This is a genomic window from Rhodococcus sp. FG69 (genome assembly GCF_057808915.1).
The window spans coordinates 1-17,030 of sequence record NZ_JBMDIX010000056.1 but is presented as its reverse complement, the minus strand read 5'-3'; the positions used below and the strand labels follow the sequence as shown (position 1 = coordinate 17,030).

General features: G+C 64.1%; 16 protein-coding genes. 5 read left to right on the top strand and 11 right to left on the bottom strand.

Going from position 1 to position 17,030, the window contains the following annotated elements:
* Positions 1-2 precede the first annotated feature (2 nt).
* From ACODSO_RS27385 to iolC, 5 genes are all read right to left on the bottom strand, one after another.
* The gene (locus ACODSO_RS27385; RefSeq protein ID WP_489039832.1) at positions 3-1,301 is read right to left on the bottom strand and encodes a D-alanyl-D-alanine carboxypeptidase family protein; all 1,299 of its coding nucleotides are present in this window, start codon (positions 1,299-1,301) and stop codon (positions 3-5) included.
* A 143-nt stretch (positions 1,302-1,444) separates the two neighbouring features.
* Entirely contained in the window at positions 1,445-3,433 is a 1,989-nt protein-coding gene (iolD, locus tag ACODSO_RS27380; protein WP_489039831.1) for a 3D-(3,5/4)-trihydroxycyclohexane-1,2-dione acylhydrolase (decyclizing), read from the bottom strand.
* On the bottom strand, positions 3,430-4,311 hold the full coding sequence (iolB, locus tag ACODSO_RS27375; RefSeq protein WP_489039830.1) for a 5-deoxy-glucuronate isomerase: 882 nt from the start codon (positions 4,309-4,311) through the stop codon (positions 3,430-3,432). Before iolB ends, iolD begins: the two co-directional genes overlap by 4 nt.
* 3 nt (positions 4,312-4,314) lie before the next feature.
* Positions 4,315-5,214 carry a Cgl0159 family (beta/alpha)8-fold protein gene (locus ACODSO_RS27370; RefSeq protein ID WP_489039829.1) on the bottom strand — a complete coding sequence of 300 codons (900 nt, stop codon included), beginning with the start codon at positions 5,212-5,214 and terminating at the stop codon, positions 4,315-4,317.
* Positions 5,207-6,220, bottom strand: a complete 1,014-nt coding sequence (gene iolC, locus ACODSO_RS27365) for a 5-dehydro-2-deoxygluconokinase (RefSeq protein ID WP_489039828.1) — start codon at positions 6,218-6,220, stop codon at positions 5,207-5,209. Before iolC ends, ACODSO_RS27370 begins: the two co-directional genes overlap by 8 nt.
* Positions 6,221-6,420: 200 nt before the next feature.
* Here iolC and ACODSO_RS27360 point away from each other — a divergent pair, with 200 nt between their 5' ends.
* Positions 6,421-7,206 carry a GntR family transcriptional regulator gene (locus ACODSO_RS27360; protein ID WP_082898123.1) on the top strand — a complete coding sequence of 262 codons (786 nt, stop codon included), beginning with the start codon at positions 6,421-6,423 and terminating at the stop codon, positions 7,204-7,206.
* A 9-nt stretch (positions 7,207-7,215) separates the two neighbouring features.
* Here ACODSO_RS27360 and ACODSO_RS27355 read toward each other — a convergent pair whose 3' ends face one another.
* Positions 7,216-8,223: a LacI family DNA-binding transcriptional regulator gene (locus ACODSO_RS27355; RefSeq protein ID WP_489039827.1), complete on the bottom strand. Its 1,008-nt coding sequence runs from the start codon at positions 8,221-8,223 to the stop codon at positions 7,216-7,218.
* 125 nt (positions 8,224-8,348) lie between these two features.
* Between ACODSO_RS27355 and ACODSO_RS27350 the strand changes: the two genes are divergently transcribed.
* Positions 8,349-9,512, top strand: a complete 1,164-nt coding sequence (locus ACODSO_RS27350; protein WP_489039826.1) for a Gfo/Idh/MocA family protein — start codon at positions 8,349-8,351, stop codon at positions 9,510-9,512.
* 22 nt (positions 9,513-9,534) lie between these two features.
* On the opposite strand, the gene ACODSO_RS27345 is transcribed toward ACODSO_RS27350, so the two are convergent.
* The 4 genes from ACODSO_RS27345 to ACODSO_RS27330 form a co-directional block, all read right to left on the bottom strand.
* Complete coding sequence (locus tag ACODSO_RS27345) at positions 9,535-10,215, bottom strand: TIGR00266 family protein (RefSeq protein ID WP_489039825.1); 681 nt, start codon at positions 10,213-10,215, stop codon at positions 9,535-9,537.
* A 69-nt stretch (positions 10,216-10,284) separates the two neighbouring features.
* On the bottom strand, positions 10,285-11,265 hold the full coding sequence (locus tag ACODSO_RS27340) for a Gfo/Idh/MocA family protein (RefSeq protein ID WP_489039823.1): 981 nt from the start codon (positions 11,263-11,265) through the stop codon (positions 10,285-10,287).
* Positions 11,262-12,170 carry a sugar phosphate isomerase/epimerase family protein gene (locus ACODSO_RS27335; protein ID WP_489039822.1) on the bottom strand — a complete coding sequence of 303 codons (909 nt, stop codon included), beginning with the start codon at positions 12,168-12,170 and terminating at the stop codon, positions 11,262-11,264. The genes ACODSO_RS27340 and ACODSO_RS27335 overlap by 4 nt, the downstream gene beginning before the upstream one ends.
* A complete protein-coding gene (locus ACODSO_RS27330; protein WP_489039821.1) occupies positions 12,167-13,174 on the bottom strand; it encodes a Gfo/Idh/MocA family protein in 1,008 nt (335 codons plus the stop codon). Before ACODSO_RS27330 ends, ACODSO_RS27335 begins: the two co-directional genes overlap by 4 nt.
* A 107-nt stretch (positions 13,175-13,281) precedes the next feature.
* Between ACODSO_RS27330 and ACODSO_RS27325 the strand changes: the two genes are divergently transcribed.
* From ACODSO_RS27325 to ACODSO_RS27315, 3 genes are all read left to right on the top strand, one after another.
* The gene (locus ACODSO_RS27325; RefSeq protein WP_489039819.1) at positions 13,282-14,334 is read left to right on the top strand and encodes a LacI family DNA-binding transcriptional regulator; all 1,053 of its coding nucleotides are present in this window, start codon (positions 13,282-13,284) and stop codon (positions 14,332-14,334) included.
* Positions 14,335-14,412: 78 nt separating this feature from the next.
* Entirely contained in the window at positions 14,413-15,390 is a 978-nt protein-coding gene (locus tag ACODSO_RS27320) for a Gfo/Idh/MocA family oxidoreductase (protein WP_489039818.1), read from the top strand.
* A gap of 20 nt (positions 15,391-15,410) precedes the next feature.
* Positions 15,411-16,238 (top strand): aldo/keto reductase, encoded by an 828-nt coding sequence (locus ACODSO_RS27315; RefSeq protein WP_068380591.1) that lies wholly within the window; start codon positions 15,411-15,413, stop codon positions 16,236-16,238.
* A gap of 19 nt (positions 16,239-16,257) precedes the next feature.
* Here ACODSO_RS27315 and ACODSO_RS27310 read toward each other — a convergent pair.
* The coding region (locus ACODSO_RS27310; protein WP_489039817.1) for a sugar-binding transcriptional regulator at positions 16,258-17,030 on the bottom strand (773 nt) is incomplete at its 5' end.

Here is a 17,030-nt window from a genome sequence, read left to right as displayed (position 1 = left end):
GATCAGCGCTTGCGGCTCAGCTGACGGGCCCACAGCAGCAAGCCGAGCACCACGAGTGCGCCGAAGATTCCGATTCCCACGCGGATTGCGGTGTCACCGCCGGATTCGAGTGCGGATTCGCGCTCGCTGGACCCGGACGTCGCGCTCGGGGGAGACGCAAGGGTGGGTGCAGCGGTACGCGTTCTCGTCACCTCGCCCACGGACTCGGGCTGGACCAGAGTGCCCACACTCGTGCCTGGCGGGAGCGCGAAACCGTAGTCGAGGAGCCGAGCGGCCTGCTCCCACGGTCGGACGGGCAGGACGTCGCCCAGCATGATCGTGACGGAGAGGCGCCGACCGTCTTTGGCGGCCCCGCCGACGAACGTCTGTCGGGCGTCGTCGGTGTATCCGGTCTTACCGCCGAGTGCACCCTCGTAGTTGTAGAGAAGCTGGTTGTCGTTCGACAGAGTGAAGCCAGGACGATCCACATCGTCGGGAATGGCAGGGTCCTTCGGGAATCCGGGGAACTGCACGGACTCGGTCGAGATGAGCTCGGCAAATGTCGGATTCTGCATGGCCGTGCGGAAGAGCAACGCGAGATCGTAGGCAGAACTGGACATTCCGGGGCCGTCCAGTCCGGACGGTGTTGCGGTCCGAGTGTCCAGAGCGCCGAGTGCCTGTGCTTCGGCGTTCATCTTCGCCACCGCCCGTGCGTCGCCGCCGAGCTGAGCTGCCAGCGCATGGGCGGCGTCGTTTCCCGACGCCATCACCAGGCCCTGCATCAGCTGAAAGTTGGTATACACGCCGCCTTTCCCGATCCCGACCGCGCTGCCTTCGGCGTTCGCGTCCTCGGCTGTAGCGACGATGGTCGTGCTCAGGTCCAGTTCCTCGAGTGCGACGAGGGCCAGCAAAATCTTGATCGTGCTCGCCGGGCGGTATCGACCGTGCGGGTCCTTGGCAGCGATGACGTCTCCGGAGTCGAGGTCCGAGAGAACCCAACCGGTAGCCGAGATGTCCGCCGGTAGCGGCGGTGCACCGTCAGGGGTTACCGTCCCGCACTGGCCGAGATTCGCACCACCGACAGCGTCAGCGGGGACCGGTAGCGGCGGGGGCACCGTTTCACCGGGCGCGGGGACCTCGGACAGATCGATCGCAGGAGGTGGCGACGTCGCGAACGGACAGTCGTCGGTGTTCGGCGTCGCGAACGGTGTCGTCGTGGTTTCGGTCGGTGACTCGATCGGTTGTGCGAACGCGGGACCGGCCGTCGTGAGCAGGACAGCGGTCGTCGCGAGGGCAGCGGTCACCCGTGAAATCGTTCTCATCGCGAATCACCCTAGGTGCTGAGGTGCTCGCCTACAGTCCGACCCACCGGTAGTGCGGGCACACGATCGACCCGAATCGGCGGAATTCGGACAAATACCGGTCATATCGTGCACTCGAGGTCGGCCCACGACGTCCTCTGGTACTAGTCGCCGGACGGACGGAGGAAGGGGCGCTGGATCTTCTTCCACTTCTCGTAGGTGGCGTACGCACCTCGAGTGGACTCGAGTGTCGAGGTGGCGCTGACCGGAACATCCCACCACGACTCGGAATCCGGTGCAGCGACAAGGGGATCGGTCTCGACGTGAATGACCGTTGTGGTCTCGCTTGCCTTGGCAGTCTTGACCGCGTCGGTGAACTCGGATCCGTTGTTCACGCGCACGACGTCTACTCCGAGGCTCGCCGCGTTCGCAGCCAGATCGACCGGCAGAATTCCACCATCGAGTCGACCCTTCAACAGCCCCGTCGCTTCGCTCGCCCCGCCGTCCCCTCGGTAGCGATAGGCGGTACCGAAGCGTTGGGAGCCCAGGGATTCCGACAACGAGCCGATGGAGGCGAACCCGTGGTTCTGCACCAGGATCATGATGATCTTGACGCCCTCCTGCACGGCGGTGACCAATTCGGTCGCCATCATGAGGTAGGAGCCGTCGCCGACCATGACGAACACGTCACGATCGGGTTCGGCCATCTTGGCGCCGATGCCGCCGGCCACTTCGTAGCCCATGCACGAGAACCCGTATTCGACGTGATAGCCCTTGGCATCGCGAATGCGCCAGAGTTTATGCAGGTCTCCCGGCATCGAACCCGCAGCACAGACCACGACATCGCGGGGATCGGACAGTGTGTTGGCCAGCCCGATGACCTGGTTCTGATTCAACGGTGCGGTGGGGTCCTCGATCTCGTAGGCCGAGGACACGGTTCGGTCCCATTCGGAGGCGAGGTCCGCTGTGCGAGTGCGGTAATCGGGATTTACCTCGTAGTCGGCCAGCTCGACTGCCAGAGCGTCGAGGGCTTCACGGGCATCGGAGACGACCGAGATGCCGCCCTGCTTGACCGAGTCGATCGACGCGACGTTGATGTTCACGAAGCGGACATTCGGGTTGTTGAACGCAGTGCGCGAGGCAGAGGTGAAATCGCTGTAGCGCGTGCCGATCCCGATGATCACATCGGCCTCGGTCGCGAGAGCGTTGGCTGCGGTGGTGCCGGTCGAGCCGATAGCGCCGACCGATTGCGGGTGATCGTACGGAAGTGATCCCTTCCCGGCCTGGCTCTGCCCGACCGGGATTCCCGTCTTCTCGCAGAGGGACGCGAGAGCCTCGGTAGCGCCGGAGTAGATGACGCCGCCGCCTGCGACGATCATCGGCTTCGTGGCGCTTCGGATGACCTCGGCGGCGCGTGTGATCACCGACTTCTCCGGTAGCGGGCGAGCGACGTGCCACGTGCGCGGTGCGAACAGTGACTCCGGCCAATCGAAAGCCTCGGCTTGAACGTCCTGCGGAATGGCGATGGTTGCAGCACCGGTCTCGACCGGATCGGTGAGCACGCGCATCGCGCCGAGCAGAGCGCTCGGCAGCTGCTCAGGACGCCACACACGGTCGAAATAGCGCGAGAGAGGCTTGAACGCATCGTTGACGGTGACGTCACCGCTCGACGGTAGTTCGAGTTCCTGCAGCACGGGAGCGCTTGCGCGGGTTGCGAATGTGTCTGCGGGGAGCAGCAACACGGGCAGACGGTTGATGGTGGCGAGCGCGGCGCCGGTCAGCATGTTCGTTGCGCCCGGTCCGACGCTTGCCGTGACGGCCCATGCCTGCAGTCGATCCTTCTGCCGAGCGTAGGCGACGGCGCTGTGCACCATGGCTTGTTCGTTGCGCCCGAGGACGTAGGGGAGTTCGGGTTCGGTACCTGCTTCGACGGCGTCGATCTCGGCCTGCAGCAACGCCTGACCGAGGCCTGCGACGTTGCCGTGGCCGAAGATCCCGAACACGCCGGCAAAGAGCTTGGTTCGCGTGCCGTCGCGCTCGACGTACTGGTTGGCCAGGAACTTCACGACCGCCTGAGCGACAGTGAGGTGCAGTGTGGGTTCGGTGTTCTCGATCTTGTTCGCCGAGATCGGCGCAGTGGACACCACGGTCATGCTCCTTCGGATGCGGTGTGAAGTGGAAGACGAGAATCGACGGCCTGGTCCGCCCAGGTACCACGGATCCAGGTGTGTTCGGGATCGTCGACGATGTTCCAGGCGCGTTCTTTGCCCGGTCCGGCCATGACGTTGAGGTAGTACATGTGATAGCCGGGAGCTGCGACGGACGGGCCGTGGTAGCCGTGGGGTACGAGGACGACGTCGCCGGTGCGAACCTCTTCGAGCACCTCGATCGGGCGTTGCGGAGTGCCGTAGACGCGGTGGTAGCCGAATCCGTTACTACCGTCCGGACCTTCGGCGATCTCGAAATAGTAGATCTCTTCGAGTGCTGATTCGTTCTCGGTGTTCTCGTCGTGCTTGTGTCCCGGGTAGGACGACCAGTTTCCGCCCGGAGTGATGACCTCGCAGGCGATGAGCGAGTCGGCCTCGAACGTGTCGGCGGTGCCGAAGTTGTGGACTTGGCGGCTGCAGTTGCCTGCGCCCCGGAGCTCGACGGAGATGTCGGCTGCAGGCACGTAGCGGAACGGGAGCTTCTTCTCGGCCCGTGCGCCGCACAAGGCGAACCGCCCGCCGTCGCGGCTTCCGATCGTGTACGCGGAACCCTTTCCGACATAGACGAAGTCGGACGGTCCGTCGAAGACCGAGGCGCGTCCGCGGAGGGTTAACTCGGTACCGTCGCTGGTGACGGTCGCCGAACCGGACAGGGGGACGACCATGATCTCGTCGCCTCCCGAGTTCAGATCCGCGGATGCTCCAGGGTCGAGCGTGATTGTCCACAGGCTGGATTCGCTCCAGCCAGCAGAATCCGGCGTCACGACGACGTCGAACCCGTCCTTGCTACCCGAACCTGCTGCAATGTAGTACTCGGAGTTCATCTCTCACCTCACCATGTCGACGGCGGTACCGACGGCTGCTTCGACGTCGCCGTCCGGCGGGTAGAGCAGGGTGCGCCCGACGATCAGGCCGCGTACCGCCGGGAGTTCCAGGGCCTGGGCCCAACTCGCGTACGTTTCCTCGGGCGCCGTCTGCGGATCTCCTCCGAGCAGAAGCGTCGGAAGTGTTGTGGCATCCATGACGCGTTCCATCTCGGCGACGACGGGAAGTTTCATCCACGTGTAGGCCGAGGTTGATCCGAGACCCTGGGTGATGTGGATGGACTTGATGACAGCATCGGCGCTGAGGTCGTTCGTAACCTTGCCGTCGATGCGGCTGGAGAGGAACGGCTCGACCATCGCGATGAGCTGATGGGCGGCGAGTTCGTCGATTGCCTGAGCACAGGCCGTCATCGTCCCTAGAGTGCCGGGATCGTCGAGGGCGATGCGCGTGAGCATCTTCGCGCCGTTCATCCGCGCCTTGGCCGTGGACGCCGCGGTGGCGCCGGTCATTCTGTCGTCGAATTCGAACGAAGCGCCGGCCAACCCGCCGCGGTTCATCGAAGAGAAGACGACTTTGTCCTCGAGCGCGCCGAGCAGCACCAGGTCGTCCAAGATCTCCGACGAGGCGAGAACTCCGTCGACGCCAGGGTTGGCGAGCGCCGTGCGCAGACGATCGAGGAGTTCGGTCCGGCTGTTCATGGCGGTTGCGTTGCCGCCGACCGACAGTGCGCCGCGCGCCGGGTGATCGGCTGCGACGATCATGAGCCTGCCATTGCCTCGAATGGTGTCGCGGGTGACTCGCGTGGCCCATGCTCGGTCGATGGCTTGCGGATCGCTGGCGCGGAGTGCGGTCACGTCGGAATACGTGGCCGCGGCCGCAGACGTCATGGCGGTGTCAGGCATTGACGGCCTCGTTGCTGGAATCTTCGGGGGCGGATTCTTCTGCGAGAGTTGCGACCTCGACAGCGGTGGGCATGGCCGTCGAGCATTCGAGACGTGAGGCGACGATCGCGCCCGCAGCATTGCCGTAGCGAAGAATCTTCTCCAGCGGCCAGCCTTCGAGGAGGCCGTGGCAGAGCGATCCACCGAAACTGTCACCAGCGCCGAGACCGTTGACGACGTCGACGACATTCGGCGGGACGGTGACCGTGTGGGTCCTGGTCTTGCCCATCACTCCGTTGGGGCCCATCTTGACGATCGCGAGTTCGACACCCAGATCCAGGAGCGCGTCGGCGGCCTTGTGCGGATCGGTCTCTCCGACAGCGATCTCGCACTCCTCCTTGTTACCGACGGCGACGGTGACGTGCTGGAGGGCTCGGCGGACCTGCTCGGTGGCGGCGGCCGTCGTCTCCCAGAACATCGGGCGGTAGTCGAGATCCAGAACGGTCAGCGGCGCGCGGCCGCGCGCTTCCCACGCGGCGAAGTGCGCACTGCGGCTGGGCTCCTCGGACAGTCCGGTGACTGTCGACCAGTACAGGCGTGCACGCTGCACGGCGTCGACGTCGATGTTCTCGGGGCGAATCTGCAGGTCCGGTGCGGAGGGCTTCCGGTAGAAGTACAGCGGGAAATCGTCCGGCGGGAAAATCTCACAGAACGTGACAGGCGTGGCGAACTGGGCATCGGTCACGACGAAGCGATTGTCGACGCCGAGGCGGGCCAATTCAGCGGAGACATATCGTCCGAACGGATCGTTTCCGACGCCCGAAATCAGTGCGGATCTGCAGCCGAGCCGAGCTGCGGCCACGGAGACGTTCGCTGCGCTCCCACCGAGGAACTTGCCGAACGATTCGACGTCCTCCAAGCCCACACCGGTCTGCAATGGGTAGATGTCGACGCCGCTGCGCCCGATGGCAAGGACGTCGAAGGCCGTGGTGTTTGCGTCGGCTGTGGTGGTCAAGATCGACTCCATTGGGGTTGTGGGAACGGGGGGAGGAGTTGTTCGCGCGGGTCGTGGGCCTGCGGCATCCACTGTGCGCCAGTTCACACGTCCATGTCAATAGTTTGTCCTGACATTCTTACTTCAAGTCAAGGTGATGTTAGTGTTCGCCTACACTTCCGATCAAGCTGGGCGAAGACTGACGGCCCCGGAGGAGAAACGGAGCAAGCGCTGTGACTGCATCGAATGTGTCCACAGGTGAACCGCGGACGCCCAGTGCGGTAGCGACTCCGCTTTCTGTCGAGCTCGACCGAGGCAGCCCTGTCCCGTTGTACTTCCAGCTCGCCCAGGCGATCGAGGCCGCAATACTCAGTGGACACCTCGCGCCGGGAGACCGCTTCGAGAACGAACTCGCGCTCGCGAAGCGGCTGAACCTGTCGAGGCCGACGACGCGCCGGGCCATCCAGGAGCTCGTGGACAAGGGCCTCCTCGTGCGCAAGCGGGGCGTCGGCACTCAGGTCGTGCAGAGCCCGGTCCATCGTCCGGTCGAACTCACCAGCTTGTTCGACGACCTGGCTCGTGCCGGTCAGAGTCCGTCGACCAAGTTGCTCGATTATCACGTCGGGATCGCGACGGCCGAGGTCGCACGCGAGTTGAACATCCTCGACGACACCGAAGTGGTGACCATTCGCAGACTTCGCAGTACCAACGGTGAGCCTCTTGCGGTGATGACGAACCACCTGCCGTCGGCGATCGCTCCCGATCCGGACGAGCTCGAGTCGCAGGGCCTGTACCAATCGCTGCGGACAAGGGGAGTTCATATTCGGTTGGCGCGCCAACGAATCGGTGCGAAGGCCGCCGACCGCGAGGAAGCACTGTTGCTGGACGAGAAGTACAAGGCTCCGCTGCTCACCATGCACCGCACGGCATTCGACGATTCGGGCAGCGTCGTGGAGTTCGGTGCCCACGCCTACCGGGCGTCGCGGTACTACTTCGACACCACCGTCGTCGATCGCTGATTCGAGCGGCTAGCTGCTCCGGGACGGGGTGGTAGTCGATCCTCGGACATGCAGTGCCGGCGGCACCAGTTCCAGAGACCCAGGGGCCGTCGGGTCGGCGATCCGCTGGATCAGCGCACTCGCGGCACGCCGTCCGACTTCGACCGTTGCGTTGTCCACGCTGGTCAGCTGCACGTGCCGTAGCCGGGCGAGGTAGGTGTTGTCGTAGCCGATGATCGAGATGTCGAGTGGAATCGCGAGCCCGCGCTCCTGACATGCCGTCATCGCTCCGATCGCCACCATGTCGTTGACGGCATAGACAGCAGAAGGCCTGGAGCGTCCGTCGAGAAGGGTGCCCGCCGCCCGGTGCCCGTCGTCCTCGGTCATTCCACTCGTAACCACCCGAATGAACCTCGCAAGGCCGTGCCTGGTCATCGCGTCGCGGTAGCTGTTCGCGCGGATGTCGGCGACGGCGCCCACGCCTGCCAGGTGAGCGATTCGGCGATGGCCGAGGTCGGCGAGATGGTCGACGGCGAGCCTCGTCCCGAGTTCGTCGTCGTTGGCGACGACGTCCACTCCAGCGCACTCCAGATCTCGACTTGCTACGACGACGGTGGGCATCGTCGCGGCGGCCTGGGTAATGGCGGGCGTGGTCGCTCGTGTGCCGACGAGGGCGAGTCCGTCGAGCCGTAAGTTCATGAAGCTTTCGAGGTACGACGCGTCGGAACTGCGGTCGAGTCTGCCGTCGGCGAGGAACATCTTCAGGTCATGCTGCTGCAGAATCGAATTCATGCCTTCGAGGCAGTCGACGAACCACGGATTGCGCAGATCGTTCAGGAGTACGCCGACGATGTTCGTGCGCTTCTGCGTCAGGCTGCGCGCGCTCAGGTTGGGGCGATAACCCAGCTCACGGATGGCGTTCTCGACGGCAGTCCGCTTCTCCGCGCTCACCGAACTGGACCCGCGAAGCACCAGGGAGACAAGAGACTTCGATACCCCAGCGTGCGCGGCGACCGTTCGAATGGTCGGTTGGGTCATGAGCTGTCCTCTCGTGCGCGGTGCTCGGTGCCGGTATTGACACGTCAGCGGTGCATGTCGCACACTCTACTAGGCATTGGACCGGTCCAAATCGGCCGGTTCGCGACTGCACGGAGTAGATCGAGGTGAGTTCGACGAAGAACATTCGTGTGGGTGTGGCCGGTTTCGGCTGGATGGGTCGAGTGCATACGCAGGCATACGCCCGCCTGCTGCACCACTATCCCGAGCTCGCGCTCACGCCGACCTTGGCGTCGGTGGCAGACGAGGTTCCCGGCCGCGCCGAACAGGCCGCGGCGCAATTCGGATTCGAGAACGCCACGACCGACTGGCACGATATCGAGTCCGACTCGTCCATCGACGCGGTGTCGATCACGGCCCCGAATTTCCTGCACCGCAGCATCGGAATAGCCATGGTCGATGCTGGAAAGCACATCTGGATCGAGAAGCCGGTCGGACTTTCGGCCGACGATGCACGCGCCGTTGCACTGGCCGCAGACAAGGCGGGAGTCCAGACTGCCGTCGGTTTCAACTATCGCAACGCGCCCGCTGTCGAGCAAGCGAAGGTGATCATCGAGTCCGGAGACATCGGCACCGTCACGCATGCACGGTTCCGTTTCTTCAGTGACTACGCCGCGCATCCCGACGGCGCACTCAGCTGGCGCTTCGAGCGGGCCCGCGGCGGCAACGGAGTGCTCGGCGATCTGGCGTCACACGGCGCAGATCTGCTCCGGTATCTGTTGGGCGACATCGACTCTCTCGTCGCAGATACCGCGGTGTTCGTTCCCGATCGCGCGAAGCCCACCGGCGCGACCAGCGGGCACGCCCTCGCAACCGGCGGCGAACTCGGGCCGGTGGAGAACGAGGATTTCGTCAGCAGTCAGATTCGTCTCGCGTCCGGCGCTCGTGCGACGTTGGAGGCCAGTCGTGTGGCGGTCGGTGAGCAGAATGCGTACGGCTTCGAGATTCACGGCACCAAGGGCGCGGTGTTCTGGGACTTCCGTCGCCTCGGAGAGCTGGCACTCAGCGTCGGTGATCGTTATCAGGATCAGCCCGTCTCCACCATCTACGTCGGACCACAGCAGGGCGAGTACGGTGCATTCCAGCCTGGTTCCGCGTCGACGATGGGCTACGACGACCTCAAGGTCATCGAGGCCAAGCGGTTCCTGCAGTCCATTGCCGATGGCAAGCCGGTCGGAGCGACGGTGTGGGACGCCGTCCGTAGCGCCGAGGTGCTCGACGCGATGACGGAATCGGTGTCCTCGGGTCGTTGGGTCAGGCCGGGCGCGTAGCGATTTCGGCCCGCAACAACGGTCAGTTCGGCGCCGATTTCTCCACGATCAGCCGCTCCAGTTCCCTCGGGTTCCGAGTCTGGGTCAGAACTCTGCCGGGACCGGTGAAGTCGAAGACCCAGCCTTCACCCGACTTGAGCGACTGCATCGTCTTGCCGCGCACCGCGCGACGCAGCTCGAACTGCATGGCCAGGTGATAGGCCACCACGTGCCCGGAGTCGATCGTGATCGATTCTCCCGCCGCGAGATCGAAGGTATCGATGGCACCGTAGACCGCGATCAAGGCGTGTCCGTCACCGCTAGCCTTGAAGCCGAATCCGCCTTGGCCGCCGAAGACGTTCTTCATTCCCCCCCACTGCGAGTCGACCGATACTCCGCGCGAGTTGGCCAGCCACGATCCCTGGCTGAGGTAGAAGTCCTGGCCGGGCATGATGGGCAACGCGATCGTGTCTCCGGGGAGGCGGCCTGCGACGTCCACCCAGCCGCCCTGGGGAGGGGCCGTGTAGGTGGTGACGAAATAGGAACCTTCGCTGAGCGCGGCCCGCTTGAGGCCACCGAGGAAGCCTCCTGGCGTGCTTGCCTCGACGTGCATCTGCGCCGAGCACGCGAGCATCGACCCGCCCTCGACGTTGATGGCCTCACCTGGCGCGAGCACGCAGCGGGCGACGGTCGAGGACGGTGCATGACGTAGTTGAATATCCATGCGACAGGATCGTAGGCCAGCAGGCACAGTCGCGTCGTCGTCTCGGGACGAACGTAGAGGGTGATTTCTCTACCGCGGCGACATACCCGCTTTTCGGTAGGCGTCGTCGATCATCGCCATGTTGGCGACACCGTCGGCGGCATCGAGAGGAAGGGGCGTTCCATCGAGAACGTGGTCGGCGAACGACTCCAGCTGATACGTGTACGAGGTACGCGTCCCGAGATGCTCGACGGTCGTCGTCGATCCGATCGTGACGGTGACTCGATCGTCTTCGTTGGGCTTGATGTAGTTGTGCGCGAACGCCTGACCTTTCGATCCGGACACGGCGAGGGTGAACAGGTAGTCCGGATCGATCATGGAGTTCGACAGGGTTCCCGTCGCCCCGCTGGGGTAGTGGAGCGCAACTTCGAACGACTCGTCGACGCCGGGGTGTCGCTCTACCGCAGTGGCCGCCGCTATCTCGGGAATGCCACCCGCATACTGCCCGAACAAACGCGCAGCGTGTAGCCCGTAGCAACCGAGGTCCATCATGACGCCACCTGCAAGGTCGAGCGACCATCGGAGGTCGTCCGGCTCGGGAGCAGGCATACGCATGACGACCTCGATATGCCGAAGCTCGCCGAGCGAGCCGTCCTCGACCAGCTGTTGCACCCGCCTGGTCACGGGATGGAACACGTAGTGGAAGCCTTCCATCACCGTCACTCCTGCGGCAGCAGCGGCGTCGGCGACCAGCGTGGCCTCGGCTCGGTCGCGCGCGAACGGCTTCTCCGTAAGCACAGGCTTTCCCGCTCGAATCGCTGCCAGGTTCCACGGCGCGTGCAGCGAGTTCGCCAGCGGGTTGTAGATCACATCGACTTCAGGATCGGCGACGACGGCATCGTAGGAGTCGAGAACCCGCTCCACGCCGTGATTTTCGGCAAAGATCTCGGCCCTGTCGCGATCACGCGCAGCACACGCGACGATTCGATGCCCGAGAATACGCGCTGGTTCGACCAGCGCTACCTCGGCGATGCGAGAGGCGCCGAGAATGCCGATCCGAAGACCACTCATACGGTCGACGCTACGCGCGCATCCACGACGCTACGCAGGTACGCAACACTGGTGATGACGTCGGTGACCGGTCCCGCGTCGGTCGGCTCAGCGTCGAGGATCGTGTCCTGTTCGAGCACGAACCAGCCGTCGAAACCGGCGTCGAGCAGCTCGTTCACGACCGTGCCGATGTGCGCGTCACCGGTACCGAGCGGGGTGTACATGCCCTGTGCGACGGCCTCGGTGTAGGTGAGTTCACCGGACCGGACGCGCGCGGCGAGTGCCGCATCGACGTCCTTGAGATGAGCGTGCGCAATGCGTGAGGAGTGCGCCTGCACCAGTTCGAGTGGGTCGGTGCCGCCGATCAGAAGGTGCCCGGTGTCGAGGCACAGTGGAATGGTCGAGCCGTCGAGAACACGATAGACCTCGTCTCGCTTCTCGACCATGGTGCCGATGTGCGGGTGCAACACAGCGCGGATACCACGCTCGGCTGCCGCCGCGCGTAGGCGATCGAGGTTGCGTAGCAACGTGTTCCACTGAGCATCGTCGAGATCGGGACGAGAGTCGTAGCCCTCGCTGCCGGTGGCAGCAGCGAGCACGAGCACCTCGGCACGGGAGGCGATGAAGGCGTCGAGCAAGGGCGTGATGCCGGGGACCGGATCGTGGTCTTCTTCGTGCAGCAATACCGGTGCGAATCCGCCGACGGATTTCAGGCCGAACGTGTCGAGTGTTGCGGCCAACTCGTTCGGGTCGGAAGGAAGGAAACCCTCGGGGCCGACTTCGGTTGCGGTCAGTCCTGCATCACGCATCTCGGTCAGGACGCGGTCGGGCGCGATCTGGTAGCCCCATCCGGGGACCTCGCAGACGCCCCAGGAGATAGGAGCTCCGGCAATGCGGATGTCGGTGTTCGTGCTGATGCTGTTCATAGTCGTACCTCATCGATCCGCACCGGGCGGTGCTGGTGCATGGACAATGTTGCGGCCTCGGCGATATAGGCCACCTCGAGGGCGTCGCGCGGCGTGCAGGGCGATGGAATTCGGCCGGCGATCACGTCGACGAACGCGCTCAACTCCACCTGATAAGCGGAGGAGAACCGATCCATGAAGAACGCGTGGGGGGTGCCGTTCGGGAATGTGGTTCCGGCTTCCAGATTTCGGACCGGTACCTGCTCGTCCCATCCGGCGACGACAGCATCGTCCGAGCCGTGCACCTCGAGGCGACAATCGTAGCCACGGGCGTTGTAGCGCGTGTTGGAGACGACTCCGATAGTGCCGTTCTCGAAAGTGAGTGTGGTGGTGGCGGTATCGACGTCGCCGTACTCGGTGAATCTCGGGTCGCCTTGGTTGGATCCCGCGGCGTACACCTCGGTGACCTCGTGGCCGACGATCCAGCGGACGATGTCGAAATCGTGGACGCTGCAATCGCGAAAGATACCGCCGGACACGGCAACGTATTCCAGGGGTGGGGGAGCGGGATCGAGCGTCGTCGAGCGAACGGTATGCAGCCACCCGAGATCGCCCGACGCGGCGGCGTTCTTGGCGGCAGCGAACGCGGGTGCGAATCGACGGTTGTAGCCGATCTGAACTTCGACGCCACTGGACTCGATGCCCGCGACGACGGCGAGGCTCTCGGCGGGTGTGGCTGCGATCGGCTTCTCGCAGAACACCGGAATGCCGGCGTCGACGCAGGCGAGAACCAGCGCGGCGTGCGCGGGGGTCGCGGCGGCGACGACCACGCCGTCCACCCCGGAGGCGAGCATCGCGGCAGTGTTCTGCACTGCCGTGGCGCCGAGCTTGGTCGCTACGGACTCGGTCACCGTCGGCCGTTCGTCCGTCACGACGAGGCCGTCGACGCCGGGCAGCGTACTCAACGTTTCGGAATGGAATGCGCCGATTCGGCCGAGGCCGATGACGCCGACGGTTACGCCCATCAGTGGTGGTCCTTGATTCGGAGGGAGACATCTCGGACCTCGAGTCTGACCCGTCCTTGCCGTAGGATCAACCAGTAAATGCCATCAAAAACACCTCAGGGGTGACGGTGACTCATCGGTACAAGGTTCGCGAGATAGCCCAGCAGGCAGGTCTGAGCGAGGCGACGGTCGACCGAGTGCTCCACGAGCGCGCGGGTGTACGCGCAGACACGAGAGCGGAAGTGCAGCAGGCAATTTCCGATCTCGACAAGCAGCGATCTCAACTGCGGCTCAACGGTCGGAAGTTCTTGTTCGACGTCGTCATGCAGTCACCCGCCCGATTCTCCGCCGAGTTCAGGGCGGCGGTGGAAGCGGAACTGCCGATGCTGTCACCCGCCGTCGTTCGGTGCAGGTTTCACTTCAGAGAAACCGAGTCCGTCGCGGCGATGGTCGAGACGCTCGGAAAGTTCACCAGCCGCGGATCCCAGGGAGTGATAGTCAAGGCGCCGGACGATCCGGACGTGATCGCGGCCCTCGACCGCCTGGTCGACAAAGGAATTCCGGTCGTGACCTACGTGACGGATGTTCCTGCCAGCAGGAGGTTGGACTATGTGGGAATCGACAACCGTGCGGCGGGGGCAACCGCGGCGTATCTGGTGGACAGCTGGCTCGGCGACGCCGACTCGTCGGTTCTCGTGATCTCGACCAGCAATATCTTCCGCAACGAAGGGGAACGCGAGATCGGATTCCGAACCACGCTGCGCGCGTTGGGTGCCGAGCGCGGTGCCGCGGCGGGCAGGCGGGTCGTAGAGATCACGGACAGCGAAGGACGCGACGAGACCGTGGAACGGCTGGTTCACCGCGCGCTCACCGAACACGAGGGAATCGAGGCCGTCTACTCCATCGGTGGCGGAAACGCCGGGGCGTTCCGAGCATTCGGACGGGCGGGGCGACGGTGCCGTGTCTTCATCGGCCACGACCTCGACAGCGACAACCGCACACTGTTGAAATCGGGTGCGCTGTCTGCAGTTCTTCATCATGACCTCCGAGCCGATGCACGGCTGGCCTGTCGGTTGCTCATGCAGGCGGGCGGGGGATTCGCGGGCGTCGTCAGCGAGCCGTCCCGAATCCAGGTGCTGACGAGATTCAACACACCGCACCCGCCGGTACGCGAAAAATGACCGTAGCCCTGCCGCACGGGCGGCGGGTATCTCAACAATTCCTATTTTGTCTGGACATTCTGATGTCATACTCAACGAATGACAGTACGCGTCGGAATAGTCGGTGTCGGCATCATGGGAGCCGACCACGCTCGTAAGATCAACGGCTCGATTTCGGGCGCGGAGGTGTCCGCCGTCGCCGACTTCGATGCCGGGCGCGCGTCGTCGGTCGCCGCCGAACTGCGCGACGCATCCGTTTCCGCAGACGGATTCGCGCTGATCGCCGATGACAGCGTCGACGCCGTCATCGTCGCCTCGCACGACTCGACGCATGCCGAACTGGTTCATGCCGCGCTTGCTGCGAACAAGCCGGTGCTGTGCGAGAAGCCGCTTGCGCCGACCGCGGCGGAGTGTCGCGGCATCATTGCCGCCCAGGGAGATCGGGATCTGATCACCGTCGGATTCATGCGGAGATTCGATCCTGCGTACACCGAGCTCGAGCGCGCGGCGTCCGTGGAGCGAATCGGAGAGAGGCTCGTTGCGCACTGTGTCAGCAGAAACGTGCAGGCCGGGCCTGGAGACTCGTCGGCGACCATCACCAACTCCGCGATACACGAACTCGATATCATGCCGTGGTTGCTCGGGTCGCCGATCACCGAGGTCAGCTGGCACGCGGGCCGCACCTCGAAGCATTCGGGCATCCGCCAGGATCCGCAGATCATGTTGCTGCGCACCGAATCCGACGTCCTGATCACACTCGAACTCTTCGTCAATGCGCGCTACGGTTACGACACTCGGTGCGAGATCGTCGGCGAGGACGGTGTTGCATCGTTCGCAGTTCCGGCGCACGTCGTCGTCGACAGCGGGCTTCGTCGTTCCATCGACTACCCGCTCGACTGGATACCGCGCTACTCCGAGGCGTATCGACTCGAACTGCAGGAATGGGTCGATTCGATCGAGCAGGGACGACCGTCGACCCTCGCCGATGCAGAGGCCGGGCTCCGCGCTGGGATCGTCGCAGACGCATTGGTGGAATCGATGAACGACGGTGGCCGCACGGTCACCGTCGAATACTGACGCACTTTCTGGAGGAACACATGACACCGACTGTCACTCTGAACGACGGAACCGCTCTTCCCGTCATCGGTCTCGGGACCGTGCAGTCCGAAGGCGAAGACATGGCGGCGACGGTGACAGCAGCGTTGGACTCGGGCTATCGCCTCATCGACACCGCGCTTCGGTACGAAACCGAGCCAGGTGTCGGACGAGCAGTCGCGGCGTCGAGCGTTCCGCGCGAGGACATCCTGATCACGACGAAGATCCCCGGACGTCTTCACGGCTACGACGAGGCCAAGGAATCCGCGCGGACATCGCTCGACAATCTCGGAGTCGACTACATCGATCTGCTGCTGATCCACTGGCCGTTGCCCAAGGTGGACAAGTACATCGATACGTGGCGCGCAATGATCGACCTCCAGAAGGAGGGTGTGGTCAGATCCATCGGGGTATCGAATTTCACTGTCGCGCATCTCGATCGACTTGTTTCGGAGACATCGGTGGTGCCGTCGGTCAATCAGATCGAGCTTCACCCCTATTTTCCGCAGGCGGATCTTCGGGCGTACCACGCCGAGCACGGCATCGTCACCGAGAGTTGGAGCCCGCTCGGACGCGGATCGGAACTACTGACAGCGCCACCCGTCGCCGAGGCGGCCGCAGCGCACGGTGTCTCCGCAGGACAGGTGGTGCTGCGGTGGCACATCCAGTTGGGTGCGGTACCGCTGCCCAAATCCTCGAACCCGGATCGCCAGAAGCAGAACCTGGACATCTTCGGCTTCGAGCTGACCGACGACGAGATGGCAGCCATCTCCGGTTTGGAGCGCGGGCGGATCTGGGGTCAGGACCCGGACGAGTACGAGGAGTTCTGACACCGCGAGTGCACGTGACTCAGGGCGAACGCAATATCAACTCCGCGGCGCTGATGTCGTCGATCACCAGGTCGGTGATCAAACCACCTTTCAGTGCCGCATTCAGCGCATCGAGTTTGGACTCGCCCGCAACGATGCACAGTCGGCGGGGGACCGCCTTGAGTCGATCGAGGCTGGGTCCGCTGGATCGGTCGTTCAGGGCGATACGGTCGTAGCTGCCATCGGATCGCAGAAACACTGTCGCGATGTCGCCGACGACGCCGTCACGTTCGAGTTCGGCGCGATCACGACGTTCGAGATAGCCCGCGCTGTACACGTGGCTGGGTACCGCACCGCTGACGACGCCGATGGAGAAGACGGCCAGGTTCATGCGGTCCTGTAGTTCGAGGACGCGCTTGATGCTGCGCTCGCGCCACAAATGAGCTCGCGTTTCGGGGTAGTCGAAGAATGCCGGGACCGGAAATCCCTGCGCCACAGCGCCGTACGCATCGGCGAAATTCTTGATGATGTCGCTTGCATAAGACACCCCCGTCGTGCGGGTATTGGCTGCGCCGTTGAGTTGTACGACGTGGGAGTTGTGGGTGCGTTTGGGGGCGAGCTTGCGGCTGACCGCACTGACGGTGGTTCCCCACGCGACTCCCATCACCATGTCCGACTCGAAATACGAGGTCAGCAACCGGCCCGCGAACGTCGCGACGCGATCCAGACGTTGCAAGTCGTCGACGATTTCCGATACGGGTGGTTGGGTCCCCAGGTAGAAGTCCAGTGTCTGTGTGAGTTTCGTGTCCGAGA